A 21,601-nucleotide genomic window follows, 5' to 3' on the forward strand; every position below is an offset into this window, starting at 1 on the left:
TTAAACAACATACTTAGCCAGCCAACTCTATTGGGATATAATTAACTCATTGTTTTTAAAGGATATGATAACGATGTATAGCAAAAAAACACTTAGAGATGACATATTACAAAACATCGCCAAGCCCACGGAAGACATAGAAAAGTTGATTCAATCCATTGTGGATAAAAGTAAGACCATCACGATACCCAAGAGGCGACATATTAGCCTGACGCAAAGTAATGAGCGTCACTGCATCATTTTACTTCAGGGCAGTGTGGAGCTTTTCCGAGTCAGTGATGGTATCGTGTTAAATGCTGAAAACGCTCCCTTTATTTTTGGCGCCAATATTCGACTGTCTTATTCCCGACACCTGTATGCCAGAGCCAAAGAGACCTCAAAGTTATTGCTGATTCCACAAATGAAATTTTACGAAACCGTCGAACAATATCATCTCTGGCAATCTTTAGCCACGCTCCAGGATTATACGGCAGCTAAAGTTTACGCCTATTGCCTGACGGTCTCTCAACTGTCCGCATATGAAATCATTCGTAGCCATCTTCTTGATTTAATGGATGAACCAACTGAATTAAGAATCAACGTGACTGCGGCAAGTTATATTATGGACCGTTCCTTTCTCTCGCGTAGCGGGATAATGCGTATTTTGTCAAAGCTCAAAGCTGATGGATATATTCACCTCTCACGCGGCGTGTTGATGGATATTGTCAATCTCCCTGCCCATCTCAATATGTTTCACGCTAAATCAAAGTAATTTCATGGCGCAAAATCACACGTTCAACAAGGGCATCCCGATGTAAGAAAAGTACAAATCATCCACCATTATAATAAACAAGAGTTAAGCGCCAATGCCCTGAACTGACTTATTTATTAATTCGCCCTGCCTGATATTTTATATCTGATAATCAAACGCGGCATGATCCGACTCCATCACCTGGCGCATAATATCCTCAACCAGGTGATGCCTCTAATTAGTTGAATTGATGAATAATGTCCCCTTTTGAGGTTTTTATGGCCAGCGTTACTGTTCATTGTGACCGCGTGTTTGCTCACCTATACCTATTTTGTCGGCAGTAAAGCCCACTAGCACTGGCTCGGGTATGAACACAACACCAAAACAGGGGGCGTTCTGGCTAACTGGAAACACTACCTTATCTTTCGACTGGCGAAAAGACCCGTAACGCTAGGGCAGCCTGGCAATCACCTTAATCTCAAACTGGAATCCATACAGCCACGTCACGCCGATCCCGGTCAGCGTCGGGTAAGGCGCTTCCCCCCAATATTCTGGCAGGATACTCCAGATAGCGTCGAGGTTTGACTCGGGATCGACGACAAAGAGGGTAACGTCAACCACGTCACTGAACGTGCAGCCCGCAGCCGTAAGAACAGCGTTGAGGTTATCGAATGCCAGTCGGACCTGCGCGTTGAGGTCCTCTTCAGGCGAACCATCCTCCCGGCTGCCAACCTGCCCCGAAACAAACAGGAATCCGTTAGATTTGATGGCGGGTGAATACCGATTACGCTCATAGAGCGCATGTCGTCCGAAGGGAAAAACAGCTTCGCGTGTCGTCATATTTACACCTTTGTAATGGGGCGAAATCTGCCCGGTGAACATAAAGACACTTTACAGGTGCCAGATCGGGCGGATAAACAAGCGACTTTGTCCATCATTGTTTGTAATATCCAAACAATCGGTGAAAAGAGAGGACAAGGGATGGATCGTTTCGATGCGATGCGCGCCTTTGCTCGCGTGGTGGAGGCAGGCAGTTTCACAAAGGCTGCCCAGACGCTTCATATGAGCAAAACCACGGTGACGCAGCTTATTCAGCAGCTGGAAGCGCGCCTGCGCGTCAGGCTGCTCCATCGCACTACCCGCAGGCTCGGCGTCACTCCTGATGGCGCGGTCTACTACGAGCGCGTCATCCGCCTGCTGGCGGACATGGAAGATGCTGAAAACAGCCTGTCCAGTTCGGCGATGACGCCCAGGGGACGGCTACGGGTAGATGTGCCCACTCCTCTCGCCCGCCTGGTGCTGATACCCGCGCTACTGGCTTTTCACGCACGCTACCCTGATATACAGTTCGACATGGGCGTAAGTGACCGGGTGGTGGATCTGATCGGCGATAATGTGGATTGCGTCCTGCGGGGCGGCGAAATAAATGACCAGTCCCTGATCGCACGCCATGTCGGCGATTTGCAAATCGGCGTTTACGTCGCACCGAGCTATGTGGAACGCCTCGGCGTCCCTGCGCACCCGCGAGAGCTGGAAAACACGGACCATCGCATAGTGGGATTCTTGTCCTCACGCACAGGTAAGATTGATCCTCTGGTACTGCACGGTGAGAGTGAACATATTGAAATCAAGGCCAGCTATGTGCTTGCAGTGGATGATGGCAACGCCTACCTCGAAGCAGGGCTAGCGGGATTAGGCGTGATTGCGCTACCCGTCTATATGGCGGCAGCACATCAGGCTTGTGGCTCCTTGATTCCGCTATTTGAAGATTGGCGTATTAATCCAATGCCCCTGTACCTGGCATTTCCCCCGAACCGCCATGTGAACGCCAAACTGCGCGTTTTTATTGATTGGATCGTTGAATTGATGCAGCAGCATGTCCCTGATTCCAATAATAAGTCACTCCATCCCAGCCCCTGATTCACTCTTCAGCGCATTGGCTTATCTCTTCCCGTTTTCCAAATCCAGAGTACAAAAGCTTTATCCCTTTCCCGATCTGCCGCTGGAGCGAAACGTCTCGGGTAAGACCACGAAATTTGAAGGTCTGAGCGTTACGATTACAGCATGATTTCTTTACTGAATCCGTTAATTATCGCGCTACCGGAATCCCCCTCTCCTACTGGTTCCTCTTATGTATTCCACTGCTAAATATAATTATTAATATCAATAATACATAACTATCATTCAGCATTAATTGATCGACAAAATCTATTAATTGCATTCCGTGTGACATTCATCACAAAACGGGGTCGCTCAACGTTTATTATTTACTGCAAAGCAAAAACATATTTTTCGGTCAGGAAAAAATAATCTCATCATGAGGTAAAGTTCGTTATTAACTCACCTATGGAGGTAATTGTTTTGCCATGGAAAGACCCATCATCAAATGCATTTTTTAGCTGGATTTACATAATATTATTCGGTTCATGGGGAGGTCTTGTTAGATATCTCCTTGACGTTAAGTCGGGCCAGTCAGGAAGAAATTTATTTTCGGCAGTAGCACAAATTATTGTGTCAGGATTCACCGGTGTACTTGCTGGATTGATGTCCCAAAGCCTGGGAACAGTATTTCATACTTCCCTTGCCGTCAGCGGTATATCAGGTGCAATGGGTGTTGTAGCTCTCAATTATTACTGGAAAAAAATCTCTGGAGATAGTAATGATAAATCATGAATTTAGTAAAACGACTGAAAAGAATCTTAAAGGTGTACATAAGGATCTCTCTGATGTAATGAGAAAAGCATTGAAATTATCGCCTATTGATTTTGGTATTTCAGAAGGGGTAAGAAACCAAAAACGGCAGCTTGAGCTATTGGCAGCAGGAAAATCATTAACGTCAAAAAGCAGGCATTTAACAGGGCACGCCGTCGATGTATTCGCAGTCATAAACGGCACAGCATCATGGGAGTTTAAACATTACCAGACAATAGCAATGGCTGTGTTTCAGGCCGCTAAGGAGTTAGCTGTTGATGTTGAGTGGGGCGGCAACTGGACGGAAATAAAGGATGGCGTTCATTTTCAGCTTTCACGAAAGATGTATCCTGAATAGGCACTAAATATTTGGCAGGTTTATTCCAGCAGATAATATGGCACACCGAGATTTGCCGCTTGATTAACCATACCCTGTTTACTCAGTAATTTTATAAGAGGAGAATTTCAATACAAAATATTTTTTAACCACCACAGCATTAAATTATCCGTCAGGCTTTTATTTGCTCGCTATTTTTATTGGCGATGTTTTATTTCGCTAACAAAAAATATATATCTCATTGAACGAAAAAAAGGAATACAATCATGACTATTACTTATGTTAAAACTGAACTTGCTCCAGCCGACAACCAGCTCGCTGCATATATTTATTTTACCTCAGATACGCCTGTAAGCTACTCTTATACCGTATCAAAACGGACGACTAGCCCAACCAGCGTAGATTTTTCCTATGCATCGGATCTCATTTATGGCGTTTCGCAAACCATAAAAATTCCTGTTATTGGTCTTTATGCGCAATATGCAAACAGCGTGCAGGTCGTGTTTAAGGATGAAACTGGAACTGAAGTTTTCAATCAAGCATTCACTATTAGTACGGAAAATCAGGTATATGATACATCTGTCATCTTCCACCTCGATATTGAACAAACCGATCCTGCACTCTTTACCTCTGTATGGGGAAACAGCTGGTTAATGGAATCCACAGGCCGTGGTTATGACCAAAATGGTGACCTGCGCTTTAACTTTTTATCGGTTTATCATCTCCAGCCTTTGCGTATCCACAATGGCTACCTCTATACCGGTAGCGATGAAGATATGTCGTGGTATGGTCGTCGCTTCTTCAAAATTGACATTATGGGTAATGTCGTCCTTGAATTCGATATGCGTGATGCTGATGGCAATCACTATGCAAATACTCACGATGTAGTCTGGGACTCAGCGGGCGACATTTATATGTTTGGCTCCGATAGCCCTAATCGTATAACCAATACGATGGCGCAAGACGCTCTGGTGCTAAAATTCAACGATCAGACAGGGAAAATGATTTGGGCGAAAAACTATACCAGTGAGTATAGTGGCTCTCAAATCTTGAATAACAATACCCCTAATGATGTTCATTTTAACTCACTAACATGGATTGCAAGCAGCCCAAATAACGAAGAAGCCGTTGTTGTCCATTCACGTACAACAAGTACTACTTTTGGTATTTCTATCGTTGATGGCAGTATCTTATGGGCGATCGACACAGGTAATTTCAACTCCCAATTCCCGGTGGATCCAGAAACTATTCATATTGATAACCTTGGTATTGCTCACTATGAAAATGGAGCCCACACTGTATGTATCACTAATAACAGTGCATTTTCAGCAAATATCGACCCTACCGTAGGTAAATTTGTCTTATCTGTCTTTGATAACAGATCTTGCGTTGATGCAAATGGAAGCCCTGTTATTCGCCCGATAAATGACGAAGCAACCACGGATGCCTATCAAACAGATCCAGCACGCATTCTTTTCTATGCCGTAGACTTGGCAGCCAAAACTGCAGTAGAAATCCATGCACCTATTGAACTCCCAACGACACCTATCATCCAATGGACTGACTTTATGGGAAGCGTGTTTGATCATGGTGATTATTTCACTATTTTCACCTGTCATGCTCGTTCATTCTTCATCAGTGATGTAGACGGTAATATGATTGCCTCTATCTACGATGTGATTTCATTACCTGATGGCGCGCCTCAATTCCCTGGGGAGGCCTATCGTGCGAGATTGTTTAACGAAACGGAGCTTACTGACGTAATCACTGCGGCATCCATTCATGCAAATTAATAAAACGATGTAATAAAAACATTAGCAATTGATCGGCTAGTTTTAATTACTCATTGATTGCACAGCTGATGTTAAAAGGGTTCATGTATCTCCATGAACCCTTAACCTATATACCAGAAACGTAGGGTATAATTTTATCACCGAATAAATTTAGCCGGCACTCGTGTCAAACAACGTTTGTGAAAGTTTATCGTTATACTCATTCGCCAGAGAAAGGAGAATTTGCATTACGTGCCCAGCGGATAGTTTGGCACTGTGCGAAAATTCAGCTTGTTTGTATAGCCAATGGCTAAAGTTCCGGCTGGCAGTTAAAGAGAGTATTTTAGCGTTACGCTTATCCCCCCCTGTCAAAGGACATACCATCCTGCGGTTTTTCCCCTGCCCCCAAAGCTGCCACTGAGTTTGCCACCAGCCGTGCTGTGATGCTCTCAGAAAACTCCAGGGTATATCACTCTCAGCTTCATTGATTTCCTCTTCTATAAACCAAAGCTCACCTTGCCGCTGGCGAAACAGATCTGCCCAGGCGGTAATAACGGCTCCTCGAAGAAAGCATTCATGTGAAATAACGTGCTTCTTTACCTGAGGAAAAAGGATGTTCAGCACGCGAAAATGCCCATGAGCCGAGATAACGGGACGCAGAATTGCACCTCTGGCGTTACGTTTGAGAGCCGCACTTCCATACTGAATTTCATCAAACTGGCTCCGATGTAGAAATTGCATTTCACGCATATCAACGCGATTTACGATATCGCTATAGTGCAAATCAGGCTCAATATCCCCGCGCCAGTGATACCTTAAGGTTTCACCGCTGGCATGCGGAGTAAAATTTGTGGAGATATGAAGAACACTACCGCGGTCGGCGTCGAAGCTGAGTAGCACATACAGCTTCTGTTTTGTACAGCTCCCCTGGAAAAGCACAATGAGTGAAACCGTTTCAATTCGTTCTGGAGGGACGACTTTTCTTTTTGTTTGCCGTTTTGGTGTCCAGACTTTTCTGCAGGCTCGGCACTGTATGCGCTGTGTTCTCTGTGGGTTATAACCATAACAAATAGTTTCCTGGCTATAACATTCAGGGCAAAAATAACCGTTTTCTGAGGCATATGCGCTTAAGTGAACAGAAAGCCATTCATTAAATTGTTGTTCATCAAACAGCGGAGGATAACTCCCGCATGCCCGACAGTGTAATGCCGGATATCCCAGTCTGTAGTCTGGCCAACTGTAATCTGAAGATGCCGATAGTGGTAGCCCCAAATTTCGGCAACCAAACGATTTGCAGGTATTAATCGTAAATATAGCCAATATGATTCACCAACGATTTTAAGAGGTCGCTGATTTTGCCTCATAACTCCTGGTTGATTGTGTGAGCGGACTCGCATAAAAAATGCTTTCAGAACGTAAAGTAACGAATCTTTATATAAATGAAAGGAACGAGTTGTGAATATAAAAGCGATTACCGCAGGTGTTCTGTTGTCTTTGCCATTTTGGGCCTGCGCCAAGGATGTCACTCTTATTTACACCAATGACCTCCATGCTCATGTGGAGCCTTATAAAGTCCCCTGGATTGCTGACGGCAAACGCGATGTTGGAGGCTGGGCGAATATCACCACCCTGGTAAAAGAGGAAAAAGCAAAACGTAAAGCAACCTGGTTTTTTGATGCGGGTGACTATTTTACGGGTCCTTATATTAGTAGTTTAACGAAGGGAAAAGCAATTATTGATATTATGAATACCATGTCGTTTGATGCTGTCACGATAGGTAATCATGAATTTGATCATGGCTGGGATAATACGTTATTACAGCTAAGTCAGGCTAAATTCCCTATTGTCCAGGGCAACATATTCTATCAGAACAGCAGCAAATTATTCTGGGATAAGCCTTATACCATCATCGAGAAAGAGGGTGTGAAAATTGGCGTCATTGGTTTGCACGGCGTATTTGCCTTCAATGATACCGTTTCCGCGGCAACGCGCGTAGGTATTGAAGCGCGGGATGAAATTAAGTGGCTGCAAGGCTATCTCGATGAACTGAAAGGAAAAGTCGACTTAACCGTATTGCTGGTTCATGAAGGCACGCCAGCGCGTCAGTCCAGTGTGGGGGGAACCGACGTACGCCGTGCCCTGGATAAAGATATTCAAACCGCAAGCCAGGTAAAAGGCCTGGATATTCTGATTACGGGCCATGCGCATGTCGGTACGCCGGAACCGATTAAAGTAGGCAAGACGCTGATCCTCTCGACCGACAGCGGCGGCATTGATGTGGGGAAACTGGTACTGGACTACACGAAGCCGCATCAGTTTACGGTGAAAAATTTTGAGCTTAAAACCATTTTCGCTGATGAGTGGAAGCCCGATCCGCAGACGAAACAGGTCATTGACGGCTGGAATAAGCAACTTGATGAAGTGGTTCAACAAACGGTGGCGCAGTCGCCGGTTGAATTGACGCGTGCATATGGTGAATCAGCCTCACTGGGGAATCTGGCTGCGGACGCTTTGCTGGCGGCAGCGGGTAAAAATACACAGTTAGCCTTAACCAACTCGGGCGGTATTCGCAATGAGATCCCGTCTGGCGCGATTACAATGGGTGGCGTCATTAGTACGTTCCCATTCCCTAACGAACTGGCCACAATGGATCTTACGGGCAAACAATTGCGCACTTTGATGGAGCATGCCGCAAGTTTAAGCAATGGCGTCTTGCAGGTATCGAAAGGCCTCGAGATGAAGTATGACAGCAGTAAACCGGTCGGTCAGCGGGTCGTCGTATTTACACTTAATGGCAAACCGATTGAGGATGCGACAGTCTACCACGTTGCCACCCAGAGCTTCCTTGCCGACGGTGGAGATGGTTTTGCCACGTTTACTGAGGGTAAAGCACGTAATACAACAGGCGGTTACTACGTATCTAACGCAGTGATCGATTACTTCAAGGCGGGTAATACCATTACGGATGAACAGCTCAACGGCATGCGCGTTGTTGATGTGAAAAAATAACAGTTTATTAGACTGTGCATATTAAAAGGGTTCATACATCGGCATGAACCCTTATTTAAACTCTTGCTTTTTTCAAAGGGACTCATTATGAATAAAAATATAAAGCTTAGTCTGATTGCATTGTGCATGTCCGCTACGCTAGTTGTATCAGCTAGCGCGAAGAATGTGACTATTTATTACACCAATGATTTACATGCTCATGTCTCTCCAGGGAAAATTCCAGCCGTCGATAAAGAACGTGCAGTAGGTGGTTTTGCTAATATAGCGACCATCGTTAATGATGCTAAGAAAAAAAATAAAGATGTCTTTTTCTTTGATGCGGGTGATTACTTTACTGGGCCCTATATAAGCACCCTGACCAAAGGTGAGGCGATTATTGACATAATGAACTCTATGCCTTTTGATGCTGTGTCGGTGGGCAACCATGAATTTGACCATGGCGTTGATAATATGGTTAAGCAGTTATCAAAAGCGAACTTCCCCGTCTTGCTGGGTAATGTTTTTTATAGCAACAGTGACAAACCCGTCTGGGATAACCCCTGGACGATTATCGAAAAAGATGGCATTAAAATTGGCGTAATCGGGGTACATCAGAAATTTGCATTTTATGACACCGTTGCGGCTAAGGCTTACGCTGGTTCAGAGGCTCGTGACGAGGTGCCTTATATTCAAAAAGGACTTGATGCATTAAAAGGCAAAGTGGACATCATCGTCCTTCTTATCCATGAAGGTACGCCAGCGCGTCAATCAAGTTATGGAAACAAAGACGTAGCCAGAATGCTGCAAGCCGATATCGATACCGCAAAGAAATTTAAGGGTATTGATGTGTTAATCACAGGCCATGCACATGTGGGAACACCAGAGCCAATTAAAGTCAATGACACTCTCATTGTTTCAACAGATGCATATGGTACTGACATTGGAAAATTAGTACTGGATTTTAACCCTCAGACTAAAAAAATTGATGGCTATAGCGGTAAATTAATCACTGTATTTGCAGATGAATACAAGCCAGATCCTAAAGTTCAGGCCAGGGTTGATGAGTGGAATGCTAAGCTGAAAAGTATTACTGACCAGGTTATTGGGTCGACAACGGCCCCCTTCACTCGCTCTTATGGTGAATCGTCACCTGTTGGCAATTTAGTTATTGACGCCATGATGGCCAAAGCACCGGACGCCGTCGTGGGATTACAAAACAGCGGAGGGTTGCGTGCTGATTTCCCACAGGGAAATTTACGATATGGTGATGTCATTACTACCTTCCCATTTAATAACGAACTGGTTGAAATGGATCTCACCGGAAAAGATCTCACCGACTTAATGATTCATGCAACAAATCTTACCAATGGCGTGTTACAAGTGTCAAAAAGTGTTCACGTTGAATATGATAGTAAAAAACCGTTGGGTGAGCGGATCATTAAATTCACTATTAATAATCAACCGGTAGATCCAGGCAAAAAATATCGGGTTGCTACACACTCATTTTGTGCAACAGGAGGGGATGGGTTTGAGACATTTTTAAAAGGAACGAATGTCAAAACTATCAACAGCACCACCTCTGCAGAGTCAATTATTGATTATGTCAAATCCCATAATCCATTGAAACCCGATCTTGAAATGAGAGTGGTCGATGTAAGCACAGCCAAATAATTTCAACAATTTATTTACCATAACATAAAAAGTTTTTATTAAAAAATCTCTGCGGAAGGAACCCCTACTTATGAAAAAAATAAAACACATATTATCAGGCGCACTTATGCTTTTACCCACGGTAGCATTGGCAGACTCTGTTAATAACGAATACCTATCAGACTGGTGGCATCAAAGTATTAATATCGTAGGGAGTAACTCCACTCGATTTGGGCCTCTAAAAAGAGCAGACTTATATCCAGAATATCGTGCATGGGCACATGTGGATTGGTTTGATTTCTATGGCTATGCGGACTTACCTAAATTTTTTGGTATAGGTAATGATAATGATATCGGTATCTGGGATAATGGCTCTCCATTTTTCATGGAGATAGAACCGCGTTTTAGCATCGATAAGTTAACGGGGATCGACCTAAGCTTTGGCCCATTTAAAGAATGGTATTTTGCCCACAACTATATCTATGATGCAGGAACTAATGCAGGCCAGCGTCAGAGCACATGGTATATGGGGATAGGGACCGATATTGATACGGGACTACCGATGTCGTTATCTGCAAACATCTATGCAAAATATCAAGGTAACAATTACAATGCTGCCAACGAAAACGAGTGGGATGGATATCGATTCAAAGTCAAATATGTCATTCCTATTACAACTATATTGGGTGGAAAACTAAATTACGTCGGCTTTACCAATTTTGATTTTGGTTCAGACCTTAAAGACGAGTCAGGCGGCGAGCAGAAATATTACTCCCGGACCAATAGCTCTATTGTTTCCACCAATGTACTCAGTTTAGTTTATCCCCACTGGAACTATGGCGCGACCCTTCGTTATTTCTATCATGGTGGACAGTTTGACGAAGGTAGCAAAGCATTTAGCAGCGACGGAGACATCATCTCTATAGATTCAACGGGGTGGGCATACTATTTAACTGTTGGTTACGCTTTTTAAATATAACGGCAAGGAATTAACCATGAAGCCAAAAATGATTGCAGCAGGCATTCTGTTGACGTTGCCATTCTGGGCCTGCGCCAAAGATGTCACCATTATTTATACTAATGATCTTCATGCGCATGTTGATACTTACAAACTCCCGTATATCGCAGACGGTAAGCGCGCAATTGGTGGATTCGCGAATATAACCACATTCGTTAAGCAGGAAAAAGTCAAAAATAAAGCCACATTTTATTTTGATGCGGGCGACTATTTTACCGGGCCGTATATCAGCAGCCTGACTAAGGGTCAGGCAATTATTGATATTATGAATACCATGCCCTTTGATGCGGTATCAATTGGTAATCATGAGTTTGACCATGGCTGGGATAATCTCTTGCGGCAGTTGAGCAAGGCAAACTTCCCTGTTCTGTTGGGAAATGTGTTCCATAAGGACAGCGAAAAACCTTTCTGGAACAAACCGTATACCATCCTGGAAAAGAATGGCGTAAAGATTGGTGTTATTGGACTGCACGGTGTGTTTGCGTTTAATGACACTATTTCAGAACTCTCGATCCAGGGTCTCGATAATGATAAAAACAACCGCTTTGATAAATCAGCTGCAGCCCTTAAGAACCAGGGGATTGAAGCTCGCGATGAGGTGAAATATCTCCAGCACTATCTGGATGAGTTGCAGGGCAAGGTTGACGTTACCGTCGCGCTCGTTCACGAAGGCGTTCCAGCGCGTCAGTCCAGCATTGGGAATACAGATGTCCGGCGCGCACTGGACAAAGATATTCAGACGGCAAGCCAGGTCAAAGGACTTGATATTCTTATCACCGGGCATGCTCACGTAGGGACACCAGAACCTATCAAAGTGGGGAATACGTTAATCCTCTCAACGGATAGTGGCGGTATCGATGTGGGTAAATTGATACTTGATGTTGAACCTGGGGCTAAAACCAAAAAAATAAAAAGTTTTGAGCTGAAAACACTTTATGCTGATGAATGGAAACCAGACCCAACGACACAGAAAGTTATCGATGGCTGGAATAAAAAACTCGCGGATATTGTGCGTCAGCCAGTCGGTGAATCGCCTATCATGTTGACCCGCGCCTATGGCGAATCATCACAACTGGGCAACCTGTTTACAGATGCAATGCTCGTCGCAGCGCCGGATGCACAGATCGCGCTGATCAATTCTGGCAGTTTACGCGCAGACCTCAATGCGGGTCCCATTAGCTTTGGTGACATTACCAGTACCTTCCCCTTCAAGAATGAGCTTACGGAGATGGATCTTAGCGGTAAGGATCTCCGCAATCTAATGGAACATGGGGCATCACTCACTAATGGCATACTGCAAATGTCAAAAGGAGCTGAAATGCGTTACATGCCGCAGAAACCCGTCGGGCAGCGCATGGCATCGTTCACAATCAATGGCAAACCGGTTGTAGATACGGAGACCTACCATGTTGCTACGACGACATTCCTTGCTTTAGGGGGTGATGGTTTTCTGGCGTTTAAAGAAGGGAAAAATGTACAAGTCCGTGCCGGACATAATATGTCCGATGTGGTCATTGACTATTTGAAGTCAGGGCACAAAATCGTTCCTGCACAAGTTAATGAAATGCGAGTTAAAGTCAGTAAGTAATACAATAATGATGCCATTCATTTATGGGTGGCATCATTTTTTATAAAGATGGAAAGTTGCTCTATGACGGAAAAACACTTAACTGCACTCTGTAATTTACATTGTACAAATTGCATTCATTTCCATAAAACGCGACTGTACTCGGAGTGGCAAACAGGTTGTATGGACGATACGATGCTTAAGCAATATATTCGTCAGAAAATTGATACATGGGAAACTGATGATGTGCAATTTTCCTGGCAGGACGGCGACTTCACCTCTGACAGGTTAGTTTTTTTAAAACGTGTAATCGCGTTACAGCAGAGATTTGCACAAGGTAAAAATATTATTAATACATTTCTCATCAATGGTATTACGTTAGATGATGGCTGGTGTGAATTCTTCAAAAAGAATCATTTCCTATTATGCATCTCGGTAGATGGTGATAGTCAGTTATGCAACACGTTCAGCAAAACGATGTCTGAAAGCCCAGTAACTAATAGGATTGAAGCAAACGTGAGATTACTGCAAAAGCATGACATTACATTTAATACGCTTACCGTCATTAATAACATAAATAGCCAGCAACCACTGCGGGTATATTATTATTTGAAGAATCTTGGCAGTCGCCATATGTTGTTTATCCCCTTACTTAAATCGCCTGAACAAGATGGTGTGGATGCGCAAAGCCTTGCGCCCTCCGCACTGGGGATTTTTTTGAAAACAATTTTTTATACATGGATACGCATGGACATTGGAACGATTAAAATCCCCATTTTTGAGCATGCATTTGCTGCATGGTGCGGGTTATCTGTGCCGACCTGCGTTTATGCATCCTGTGATGACAGCAATCAACCTGTTGCAGCCACGATGCAGGAAAGTACGGTGAATCATAGAGTTGAGCAATTTACAACGCCACTTGCAGAAGAATGTACGCGTTGCAAAATGGAATTCGCCTGCCACGGCGGTTGTGCAAAAGACCGCATAGCACTTTCCCAATCCGGTGTTCCGCGGCTTAATTATTTTTGTGAAAGCTATCAGGCTTTTTTTACGTATGTTGAACCCTATATGTTGATGATGAGGGCTTTGTGGGAACAACACTATGCGCCTTCCGATATTCGGAAGTATTTGGCCTGACATCGTTCTCAGGACGCCGTTTGCTGAAGCCAGTTCCGCACCTCTTCGTTCAGCCACGCAACAAAAAGAGCCACCTCCGGCTTTGCCTCCGTTGACTGCGCTGTCACCAGCCAGTAAGGCCAGGGATATGGCGCGGTGATGGAGGTTAGCTGGACCAATTCACCCCGGGTAATGGCATCCTGAACCAGAGAGCGACGCTCCAGCGCGATGCCCTTCCCGAGCCGAACGGCTTCGATAATGATATTGGAGTCGTTAATACATAAACCGCCAGGCACGATCTCTTTCTCAAGCCCCGCATTCACACACCATGTTTTCCAGGACTCCATGGAAAAAATAATATGACTCTTTGAAATCTCAGACGCCGTAGAGGGCAGCACACCGCCGTTGTAGCCAGGTGCGGCCACCACAATGAGTTCATCGGAAAAAAGGCAATGGCTTGCACTCCCTTCCCAGTTTCCTTTCCCCATCCTTATCGCGATATCTATCCCTTCCTGCTGCAGGCTGGTGACCGTCAGGCTGGCCTGGATCCGCAAGGTGATAAGCGGATATTTCGCCCGAAAGCGTTCCAGGCGCGGCAACAGCCAGTGGCATCCAAAAGACGGCACCATTGCCAGCGTCAGCTCCTGCTTTCTCGGCTTCACCTGCACGAGCCGGGTGGCATCTGCGATATGGTTCAGCGCCTCGCGTACCTGTAAGGCATAGAGCCGTCCTTCTTCGTTGATCTGTACCCCCCGCCCGTTCCGGATAAAGAGCTTAACGCCTATCATGTCCTCCAGCACTTTGATCTGCTGGCTGATAGCGGAATGGGTAACGTGGAGTTCTTTCGCCGCCAGCGTCACGCTGCCAAGACGGGCGACGGCCTCAAAGCTTCGCAAACTGGCAATAGTTGGAAAATCCGACATGAAAGCACTCCCTTATCTGCGCTGGATTTAGAACGGCAACCTGGCCACATGTCAGTAATACTAACCTTTACGGTAAGATACTGAAGATATTCGACAGGAAGATTGTATTGTAATGTCTGTTCATCCTCTTCAATGAAACGTTATTTCACAGAGACAGGAAAACGGGAATTATGATTAAGCTTATTGGCATGATGGATTCGCCTTATGTACGGCGCGTGGCAATCTCTCTTGAGCTTTATGGCGTTGAGTTTGAAAGTCAGCCGCTGTCAGTCTTTAGCACCTTCGAAGCGTTCTCCCGGATCAATCCCGCGGTAAAAGCGCCAACCCTGATTCTGGATAACGGAATACGGCTGATGGACTCATCGCTGATACTGAATTATTTTGAGGCTCAGGCCGCCCCCGAGCGGAGACTCCTGCCCGTCGCGCCGGATGCGCAGGCAAACGCTCTTCAGACGCTGGGCTTTATTCTCGCCGCCGCTGAGAAAACCGTGCAAAATGTGTATGAACACAACCAGCGCCCGGTAGAAAAGCAGCACGCTGCATGGGTCGAACGCATTACAACCCAGCTGCTTGCGGCCTGCAGGGAATGGAATGCCTTACTGGAGACGCGCCCGACCACCGCAGTTCCCGATCAGGTTGCCGTCACGAGCACGGTTGTCTGGACGTTTATTCAGTCGATGATCCCGCACGTCGTTAACGCAGCGGATTTTAGAGAGATTCAGGCGGTTGCCGAATCATTCGAATCACAGGCAGTTTTTAAAAAATATCCGTTCAACTAAGCGACGAGCCCGGTCAGCGCAGCGCTACCGGGCAAGTCAGCAGCTAAATCTGATAATCAATCGCCACTTCTTCCGGTTCCATCACCTGACGTTTAATCTCATCCACCGACAGCCCGGCGTTGCAGAGCTCGATAAAGCGCCACACGTAGTTGCGCTGCAGCTGCCCGCGCTTCAGGCCAAGCCATACGGTATTGGCGTCAAACAGATGGCGTGTATCGAGACGCACCAGGTTCCCGTCTTCGCGTTCCCCGCTGGACTGTTCCGCCACCAGACCAATGCCCAGACCCAGCTCGACGTAGGTTTTGATCACATCGGAGTCCTGCGCGCTCAGCACCACGTCCGGCGTTAGCCCTTTGCGGTTGAAGGCTTCATCAATGCGCGAACGTCCGGTGATCCCCTGGCGGTATGTGATCAGCGGCCATTTCGCAACGTCTTCCAGCGTCAGGGGAGAGACCTGATTCAGCGGATGATCGACCGGGAGCAATAAGCTGTGGTACCAGCGGAACCACGGGAACGCCACCAGCAGCGGGTCGTTGCTCAGGCGTTCGCTGGCAATGCCGATATCCGCCCCACCGTTTTGCAGCAGCACTTCAATTTCCTGCGGCGTGCCCTGGATGAGCTCCAGACGGACGTCGGGGAAAAGTTCGCGGAACGCTTTAATCACCGGCGGCAGGCTATAGCGCGCCTGGGTGTGGGTGGTGGCGATGGTGAGTACGCCCGAGGCGTCGTTGGTGAAGAGATCCGCCAGACGACGCACGTTGCTGGCCTCGTTGAGGATCCGCTCAGCAATGGTGAGCAAAGCCTTACCCGGCTCCGTCATGCCGAGCAGCCGCTTGCCGCGACGGATAAAGATCTCTATACCCAGTTCCTCTTCCAGCTCGCGGATATGGCGGCTGACGCCGGACTGAGAGGTATAAAGCATATTGGCGACCTCGGTCAGGTTGTAATCCCGCCTGGCCGCCTCACGGATAATTTTAAGTTGCTGGAAATTCACGATTCACTCCGGCGCATCTGACATTGCTCTATTGTTAGAGTCAGCCGAGCTGCAGAACAAATAATAAAAACCAGCATCTTATGCTTTTATGGAATATCAGCTCACAAGCTGGAGTTCACGGTTCTCAAGCGATGGCTTGCTGACCAGCGACATCAAAATCTCTTTTACCGCCTGCGCCTGCGGCGACAGCGAACCGCGCGCAGACATGTTCAGCGACAGCGGCAGGCTCATCGAAGGCGTGGTGATCCGCGCCATCCAGCCGTTTGCCGCGCTGCACAGCGAGCGGGCTGCGGATTCAGGCAGAACCGTCACGCCCATTCCGCTGGCAATGGCCGCTGTGAGCGTGGAGATTGAGTCAATTTCGCCGATGATTTTGGCCGTCAATCGACGCAGGGAGAACGCTTCGTCCACGCGCACGCGCACGGCGCTGTAATCGCGCGGCAGATAGAGGTTCATCTCTGCCACGGCGGTGAGGTCGACGCTCTGGCCCGGACAGTCGCGGGTGCCCACGAGGTAGAGATCTTCTTTCAGCAGCGGCTGGCTGGTGATGCCGGCGACCGGGGAGCGATCGTAAAGGACTGCCATATCCAGCTGGCCGTTGAGCAGTTTGTCATTCAGTACGGAACCGCTGTTTTCGTGCAGGTACACCAGCACTTCAGGCAGCTCAGCGCGAACGGCCTGCAGCAGCGGCATCGTAATAGAAGATGCGGCCGTTCCCGGCGCCAGGCCGATAGACACATGCCCGCTCAGAGTCTGGCCCACGTTATTCACCGCCAGCTGCGCCTGTTCACACTGGCGGAGGATGGTGCGCGCATGGGTATACAGGATCTTACCTGCTTCCGTTGGCGTGACGCCGCGTTTGGTGCGAATCAACAGTTGCTGATCCATCTCGCCTTCCAGAGTAGCCACCTGCTGGCTCAGCGCGGGCTGCGCGATATGCAGCACTTCTGCCGCTTGAGTCAGGCTGCCGATATCGACGATTTTTACGAAGTATTTCAGTCGTCTTAAGTTCATTTTGCCCCCTGTTCGAAATGCTGTGCCGGAACCGGCTGTCGTTGTTGAACAAGTTTTGCAATATGAATGCCACTTTTACCAGGCGGTCTAAATTGTTCGCTAAGCGCCTGAAAATAAGGAAACCTAATTACAGAGGGGGGTTTTATTACCGAAACAGCAGTTTATGATCTGCCCCATTAGGGGTATACCCGCACCATGACGGTGCATTCCGCTGTCAAAAACATCACTTTGCCGATTTTGTCAGCAAACGATCAAAAGGCGTTGATCCACCCTTTGACAAGGCGAACGCAGGTCGATAATATGCGCCCCGTTCACACGATTCCTCTGTAGTTCAGTCGGTAGAACGGCGGACTGTTAATCCGTATGTCACTGGTTCGAGTCCAGTCAGAGGAGCCAAATTTAAAAAGCCTGCTTTTAAAGCAGGCTTTTTGCTTTTCTGCGTCTGGTTAAATTGTCGGGTGGCGGCTTCGCCTTACCCGACCGACAAAAACCTCGAATCGTAGGACGGGTAAGGCGAAGCCGCCACCCGGCGAAAATCACCTCACATATCGATCTTAACCGGCATCCCCGACCGACGTTCCAGTTCAGCGCCCGCGCCCTCGTTTATCAGCTGCGTTCGCTGCGCGGCTGAAATGGGCAGAGGCACTTTCCGGGTTGATTCAAATTCCGCGCGGTTACGTGATAATGGCTCGTGAACTTCCACCCAGCGGCTGCCGTCCGGCTCGGTAGTGACTTTAACGGGCCGATCGATAAGCTGCACGCGGGTTCCTACGGGCACATTATCGAAAAGGTATTTGATGTCGTTATTACGCAGACGAATACAGCCCTGACTCACCCGCAGCCCGATGCCGAAATTCGAGTTTGTGCCGTGAATGGCGTACAGCCTGCCGATATAAATCGCATAGAGTCCCATCGGGTTATCCGGCCCGGCGGGCACGAATGCCGGAAGCGTTTTCCCTTCTGCCGCATAGGCGCGGCGCGTATTCGGCGTCGGAGACCAGGTTGGCCCCTCCTGCTTACGCTCAACGGCCGTCACCCAGTTACGCGGCGTTTCACGCCCGGCCTGACCGATGCCGATGGGCAGCACTTCTACGGTATTACCGCCAGGCGGGTAGTAGTAGAGGCGCATTTCCGCCGCGTTAACAATAATGCCCTCGCGGACGGTGTCAGGCAAAATCAGCTGCTGGGGAATGGTTAAGGTTGTTCCCGCTTTTGGCAAGAAAGGATCCACGCCCGGGTTTGCTTCCAGCAGGTTGCTAAGCCCCTGCCCATACCGGGCCGCAAAATACTCCAGCGGCCGGGTATTCCCCTGAGGGACCACAACCGTAACGGGGGCACCAACAAGACGACTGCCTTCAGGTGGAAGTGGGTACGTAACGGCCAGCGCACCGGGTGTTATGGCAGCAAGCATTAACGCGAGCGAGAATAAGCGAATCATAGTTTCCCTGTTCTTAAACCTGGTAGTCACAGGCTAACTATAACTGCCCGCTGCGAAATTTGTCAGAATAGTCACGCTGCGATAACGGTTTGCAATAAAAACCAGCACAACATGCTGATGAATTAATGCGAGAATAGCGTTACGAGACCGGCGTCAGGAGGACACAATGCTGGAAAATATGAAAGCCTTCAGAATGGTCGTAGAGTGTCAGGGGTTCCGCGCCGCCGCGATGGCCATGAAACTCTCCCCGGCCATGATCAGCCGCAGAATTGAAAAGCTTGAAAGCGAGGTGAATGCGCAACTGATTAAACGCAATTCGCGCCGCATTTCACTGACGACGGCCGGAGAGCAATTTTACCAGCGCTGCCTGCTCATTATTGATGAATATGAGTCTTGCCTCAGGGATGTCAAAAGCCTCAGTAACGAAATTGGCGGCAATCTCAAGGTGGGTATACCCCATTCAATCAGCAACCAGCACGTTATTCCGCATCTCAGCGCCTTCCTGGAACGCTATCCAAATCTTAAGCTGGATATCGTGACCGGCAATCACTGCATGGAGCTGTTCAGCCACGGCTTCGATCTGGCGCTTCAGTGTGGCCCACTCCCCGACAGCAACCTTTATTACACGCTGATTGGCTACTGGCGAAAATATACCTGTCTTTCAGTGGTCTACGCTCAGCAGCACGGTATTCCGCAACATCCTGATGAGCTGCGCCAGCATACCTGCCTTCTGCATTTTGATAACCACCGTCGCAGCTGGAAATTTGTTATTGACGATGAACTGGTCGAAATCCGCCCTCATTACGTCTCCAGAGTGAGTAACAGCCTCGACCTGTGCAATATGGTGCAACACGGGTTAGGGATCTGTTACCTGCCGGAATTCACCGTGAGAGCGGGAATGGAATCGGGAGAAATTATCACCGCCCTTGACGCCTATATGCCTGCCCCTCTTCCCATGTATGTGGTGCATATCAATCCTCATCCCTCACCTAAGGAACAGGCATTTATTGATTTCCTCCGCACGCTTAACCTTGCAACAGCCCCGGCGCCAACATCCTGAGCGGGTTCAGACGTGTGATCTCATCGATGCGCGCCGCATCCAGTCTGGCCTCTCTGAACCAGCGGTGGCTATCCTCCAGCCACTCACCGATGTCGGGCTGGCCCGGTTGGCCCAGATCCGAGCTGTAAACCAGGTTATGCACTCCCGTCAGTACCTCATAGAGATCGTCGAGGGGCTGATAGCCTAAGTAGACCGTCAGGGCGCACTGCTCAACAAAGAGCCACTCGTGTTCGCCGAGCGCGCGCAGTTCACGGGCGGCAAATCCCGTCATCGGATTCGCCGGCTGGTTCAGCATCAGCCTGCAGCCGCCCACTCGCTCAACGGCCTCAATCAGTCGCAGCGTTTGGTCTTTCGTCGCATGTCCTGAGGAGAGCACAATGTCATGGTGGCGGGCAAAGTGAATGAGTGTTTTTACGCCAGAACGTAGTTCACCCTTATCGTCAGTAATCGAGAGCGGCTGCCCGGCGAAATGCCGGGCGTACTCGTTACTGAACGTCCGGGATAACCCACTTTTATGCGCCGTTGGAACCACGGTTGGCAAGTGCACAAGCAGCCTGGGCGCGCCGTCAAACTGATATTGACTCAGCGCCTGGCGGACAACGTTTAGGTTTATTCCCCCGGCGGCGGCATTCAGTACAACCGAGCCAAAGACGGGCAGGCCTCTCTCCTGCATTTCCGATGCCAGCGCGCTAACGCTCCCCAAATGGTTTTTAAGGACCACGCCCCCCTGAAACTGCGCGTAGCGCTCTCCGGCCTCCATGGCAGAATAACGCCGTTGATAGCTGTCCGGGCGCGCGTGATAGTGCACGTCCAGAAAGCGCAAACGGGACGCCCAGTAGTCAAAAAACGGGCGTGTCATGCTTTTTCTTCCCAGGGCACATGGTAGCCCAGCGTTTGTCGGGCTACGTCGAGTGAAGAGCCTTCACGCACAGCGTTGATGATTTCACGCTCCGTCATTTCAACATTTTCAGCCCGACGGATCACCTCTTCCAGATGCTCAGCGGGGATCACCAGAACGCCATTCTCATCGCCGAAAATCCAGTCGCCGGGGCAGACCGTTACCCCTTCAATCTGCAGCGCACACTGTACCGCGCTGACCCGCGCACGGTTCTTGCCTGAAACCATATAGATATTGCTGGCGAACAGCGGGTAATTCATCTGACGAATGTCTGCAATGTCCCTGGCTGAACCGTAGATGACGGACCCGGCGATGCCTTTAAGCACGGCTTTGGTGGTCAGAATATTGCCCCAACTGGTGCAGTCCGTACGGCCACCATTGTCCACAACGATGACCGCATCAGCCGGAACCTGATCGATATAGTTCCCGGCATTCATAAACTGATTTTTCTCCGCCACGCAGGCTTCATATTTTACGGTATAAGCAGGCCCCGCCAGCTTCCTGCCCCCGGCCTGCAGCTTAATGCCCGCAAGGCCACCCGCAATGTATAAACTGTCCAGCGCGTCCGAAATGGCTGCCGTATCCAGCGCCAGCAGGCGCGACTGAAGCGTCGGGTGAGTCGTCAT

20 protein-coding genes and 1 tRNA gene are annotated in these 21,601 nt (G+C 48.2%); 13 read left to right on the forward strand and 8 right to left on the reverse strand.

All coding sequences use genetic code 11. The annotated features are described in order from the left end of the window. Positions 1-73 precede the first annotated feature (73 nt). Entirely contained in the window at positions 74-751 is a 678-nt protein-coding gene (locus V1566_RS17515) for a helix-turn-helix domain-containing protein (protein ID WP_395304128.1), read from the forward strand. Positions 752-1,180: 429 nt separating this feature from the next. Here the strand turns inward: V1566_RS17515 and V1566_RS17520 are convergent, their stop codons facing one another. Then, positions 1,181-1,570 carry a RidA family protein gene (locus V1566_RS17520; RefSeq protein WP_395304129.1) on the reverse strand — a complete coding sequence of 130 codons (390 nt, stop codon included), beginning with the start codon at positions 1,568-1,570 and terminating at the stop codon, positions 1,181-1,183. Positions 1,571-1,711: 141 nt separating this feature from the next. Between V1566_RS17520 and V1566_RS17525 the strand changes: the two genes are divergently transcribed. From V1566_RS17525 to V1566_RS17540, 4 genes are all read left to right on the forward strand, one after another. Continuing rightward, entirely contained in the window at positions 1,712-2,650 is a 939-nt protein-coding gene (locus V1566_RS17525) for a LysR substrate-binding domain-containing protein (protein WP_395304130.1), read from the forward strand. Positions 2,651-3,091: 441 nt separating this feature from the next. Continuing rightward, a complete protein-coding gene (locus V1566_RS17530; RefSeq protein ID WP_395304131.1) occupies positions 3,092-3,403 on the forward strand; it encodes a phage holin family protein in 312 nt (103 codons plus the stop codon). Next, on the forward strand, positions 3,390-3,779 hold the full coding sequence (locus V1566_RS17535; protein ID WP_395304132.1) for a M15 family metallopeptidase: 390 nt from the start codon (positions 3,390-3,392) through the stop codon (positions 3,777-3,779). The genes V1566_RS17530 and V1566_RS17535 overlap by 14 nt, the downstream gene beginning before the upstream one ends. 245 nt (positions 3,780-4,024) lie before the next feature. Beyond that, a complete protein-coding gene (locus V1566_RS17540) occupies positions 4,025-5,551 on the forward strand; it encodes an aryl-sulfate sulfotransferase N-terminal domain-containing protein (protein ID WP_395304133.1) in 1,527 nt (508 codons plus the stop codon). A gap of 150 nt (positions 5,552-5,701) precedes the next feature. Here V1566_RS17540 and V1566_RS17545 read toward each other — a convergent pair whose 3' ends face one another. After that, complete coding sequence (locus V1566_RS17545) at positions 5,702-6,853, reverse strand: cytoplasmic protein (protein ID WP_395306014.1); 1,152 nt, start codon at positions 6,851-6,853, stop codon at positions 5,702-5,704. A gap of 132 nt (positions 6,854-6,985) precedes the next feature. Here V1566_RS17545 and V1566_RS17550 point away from each other — a divergent pair, with 132 nt between their 5' ends. From V1566_RS17550 to V1566_RS17570, 5 genes are all read left to right on the forward strand, one after another. Continuing rightward, positions 6,986-8,539, forward strand: a complete 1,554-nt coding sequence (locus V1566_RS17550; RefSeq protein WP_395304134.1) for a bifunctional metallophosphatase/5'-nucleotidase — start codon at positions 6,986-6,988, stop codon at positions 8,537-8,539. Between the two features lie 87 nt (positions 8,540-8,626). Next, positions 8,627-10,189, forward strand: coding sequence for a bifunctional metallophosphatase/5'-nucleotidase (locus tag V1566_RS17555; RefSeq protein ID WP_395304135.1), 1,563 nt, complete (start codon positions 8,627-8,629; stop codon positions 10,187-10,189). Between the two features lie 70 nt (positions 10,190-10,259). Then, positions 10,260-11,141, forward strand: a complete 882-nt coding sequence (locus V1566_RS17560; RefSeq protein WP_395304136.1) for a nucleoside-specific channel-forming protein Tsx — start codon at positions 10,260-10,262, stop codon at positions 11,139-11,141. A gap of 22 nt (positions 11,142-11,163) precedes the next feature. Next, on the forward strand, positions 11,164-12,774 hold the full coding sequence (locus V1566_RS17565) for a bifunctional metallophosphatase/5'-nucleotidase (RefSeq protein WP_395304137.1): 1,611 nt from the start codon (positions 11,164-11,166) through the stop codon (positions 12,772-12,774). 162 nt (positions 12,775-12,936) lie between these two features. Continuing rightward, a complete protein-coding gene (locus V1566_RS17570; RefSeq protein ID WP_395304138.1) occupies positions 12,937-13,890 on the forward strand; it encodes a radical SAM protein in 954 nt (317 codons plus the stop codon). An 8-nt stretch (positions 13,891-13,898) separates the two neighbouring features. Here V1566_RS17570 and V1566_RS17575 read toward each other — a convergent pair whose 3' ends face one another. After that, entirely contained in the window at positions 13,899-14,792 is an 894-nt protein-coding gene (locus V1566_RS17575) for a LysR substrate-binding domain-containing protein (protein WP_395304139.1), read from the reverse strand. A gap of 170 nt (positions 14,793-14,962) precedes the next feature. Here V1566_RS17575 and V1566_RS17580 point away from each other — a divergent pair, with 170 nt between their 5' ends. Next, positions 14,963-15,571: a glutathione S-transferase family protein gene (locus V1566_RS17580; protein WP_395304140.1), complete on the forward strand. Its 609-nt coding sequence runs from the start codon at positions 14,963-14,965 to the stop codon at positions 15,569-15,571. Between the two features lie 43 nt (positions 15,572-15,614). On the opposite strand, the gene cbl is transcribed toward V1566_RS17580, so the two are convergent. Together cbl and nac are read right to left on the reverse strand one after the other, a co-directional pair. Next, complete coding sequence (gene cbl / locus V1566_RS17585) at positions 15,615-16,565, reverse strand: HTH-type transcriptional regulator Cbl (RefSeq protein ID WP_023336219.1); 951 nt, start codon at positions 16,563-16,565, stop codon at positions 15,615-15,617. A gap of 96 nt (positions 16,566-16,661) precedes the next feature. Beyond that, entirely contained in the window at positions 16,662-17,579 is a 918-nt protein-coding gene (nac, locus tag V1566_RS17590; protein ID WP_008499475.1) for a nitrogen assimilation transcriptional regulator NAC, read from the reverse strand. 320 nt (positions 17,580-17,899) lie between these two features. Here nac and V1566_RS17595 point away from each other — a divergent pair. Next, positions 17,900-17,975: transfer RNA gene (locus tag V1566_RS17595), tRNA-Asn, on the forward strand. 145 nt (positions 17,976-18,120) lie between these two features. On the opposite strand, the gene ldtA is transcribed toward V1566_RS17595, so the two are convergent. Next, positions 18,121-19,017, reverse strand: coding sequence for a L,D-transpeptidase (ldtA, locus tag V1566_RS17600; RefSeq protein WP_395304141.1), 897 nt, complete (start codon positions 19,015-19,017; stop codon positions 18,121-18,123). A gap of 166 nt (positions 19,018-19,183) precedes the next feature. Here ldtA and V1566_RS17605 point away from each other — a divergent pair, with 166 nt between their 5' ends. Then, positions 19,184-20,077 carry a LysR family transcriptional regulator gene (locus V1566_RS17605; protein ID WP_395304142.1) on the forward strand — a complete coding sequence of 298 codons (894 nt, stop codon included), beginning with the start codon at positions 19,184-19,186 and terminating at the stop codon, positions 20,075-20,077. On the opposite strand, the gene V1566_RS17610 is transcribed toward V1566_RS17605, so the two are convergent. After that, positions 20,043-20,936: a DUF6282 family protein gene (locus tag V1566_RS17610; RefSeq protein ID WP_395304143.1), complete on the reverse strand. Its 894-nt coding sequence runs from the start codon at positions 20,934-20,936 to the stop codon at positions 20,043-20,045. The genes V1566_RS17605 and V1566_RS17610 overlap by 35 nt on opposite strands. Then, entirely contained in the window at positions 20,933-21,601 is a 669-nt protein-coding gene (locus tag V1566_RS17615; protein ID WP_395304144.1) for an RraA family protein, read from the reverse strand. Before V1566_RS17615 ends, V1566_RS17610 begins: the two co-directional genes overlap by 4 nt.

This window comes from Enterobacter sp. ECC-019, from assembly GCF_043974075.1.
In the GTDB taxonomy this organism is placed as follows: domain Bacteria; phylum Pseudomonadota; class Gammaproteobacteria; order Enterobacterales; family Enterobacteriaceae; genus Enterobacter; species Enterobacter asburiae_D.

What these genes read in the sequence shown, in the direction of transcription:
- V1566_RS17565 (WP_395304137.1), top strand. Translation starts at nt 11,164, where the DNA reads ATGAAGCCAAAAATGATTGCAGCAGGCATTCTGTTGACGTTGCCATTC.
- V1566_RS17605 (WP_395304142.1), top strand. Translation starts at nt 19,184, where the DNA reads ATGCTGGAAAATATGAAAGCCTTCAGAATGGTCGTAGAGTGTCAGGGG.
- V1566_RS17520 (WP_395304129.1), bottom strand. Translation starts at nt 1,570, where the DNA reads ATGACGACACGCGAAGCTGTTTTTCCCTTCGGACGACATGCGCTCTAT.
- V1566_RS17525 (WP_395304130.1), top strand. Translation starts at nt 1,712, where the DNA reads ATGGATCGTTTCGATGCGATGCGCGCCTTTGCTCGCGTGGTGGAGGCA.
- V1566_RS17570 (WP_395304138.1), top strand. Translation starts at nt 12,937, where the DNA reads ATGGACGATACGATGCTTAAGCAATATATTCGTCAGAAAATTGATACA.
- nac (WP_008499475.1), bottom strand. Translation starts at nt 17,579, where the DNA reads ATGAACTTAAGACGACTGAAATACTTCGTAAAAATCGTCGATATCGGC.
- V1566_RS17575 (WP_395304139.1), bottom strand. Translation starts at nt 14,792, where the DNA reads ATGTCGGATTTTCCAACTATTGCCAGTTTGCGAAGCTTTGAGGCCGTC.
- V1566_RS17560 (WP_395304136.1), top strand. Translation starts at nt 10,260, where the DNA reads ATGAAAAAAATAAAACACATATTATCAGGCGCACTTATGCTTTTACCC.
- V1566_RS17615 (WP_395304144.1), bottom strand. Translation starts at nt 21,601, where the DNA reads ATGACGACTCACCCGACGCTTCAGTCGCGCCTGCTGGCGCTGGATACG.
- V1566_RS17515 (WP_395304128.1), top strand. Translation starts at nt 74, where the DNA reads ATGTATAGCAAAAAAACACTTAGAGATGACATATTACAAAACATCGCC.
- ldtA (WP_395304141.1), bottom strand. Translation starts at nt 19,017, where the DNA reads ATGATTCGCTTATTCTCGCTCGCGTTAATGCTTGCTGCCATAACACCC.
- V1566_RS17535 (WP_395304132.1), top strand. Translation starts at nt 3,390, where the DNA reads ATGATAAATCATGAATTTAGTAAAACGACTGAAAAGAATCTTAAAGGT.
- V1566_RS17555 (WP_395304135.1), top strand. Translation starts at nt 8,627, where the DNA reads ATGAATAAAAATATAAAGCTTAGTCTGATTGCATTGTGCATGTCCGCT.
- V1566_RS17540 (WP_395304133.1), top strand. Translation starts at nt 4,025, where the DNA reads ATGACTATTACTTATGTTAAAACTGAACTTGCTCCAGCCGACAACCAG.
- V1566_RS17580 (WP_395304140.1), top strand. Translation starts at nt 14,963, where the DNA reads ATGATTAAGCTTATTGGCATGATGGATTCGCCTTATGTACGGCGCGTG.
- V1566_RS17610 (WP_395304143.1), bottom strand. Translation starts at nt 20,936, where the DNA reads ATGACACGCCCGTTTTTTGACTACTGGGCGTCCCGTTTGCGCTTTCTG.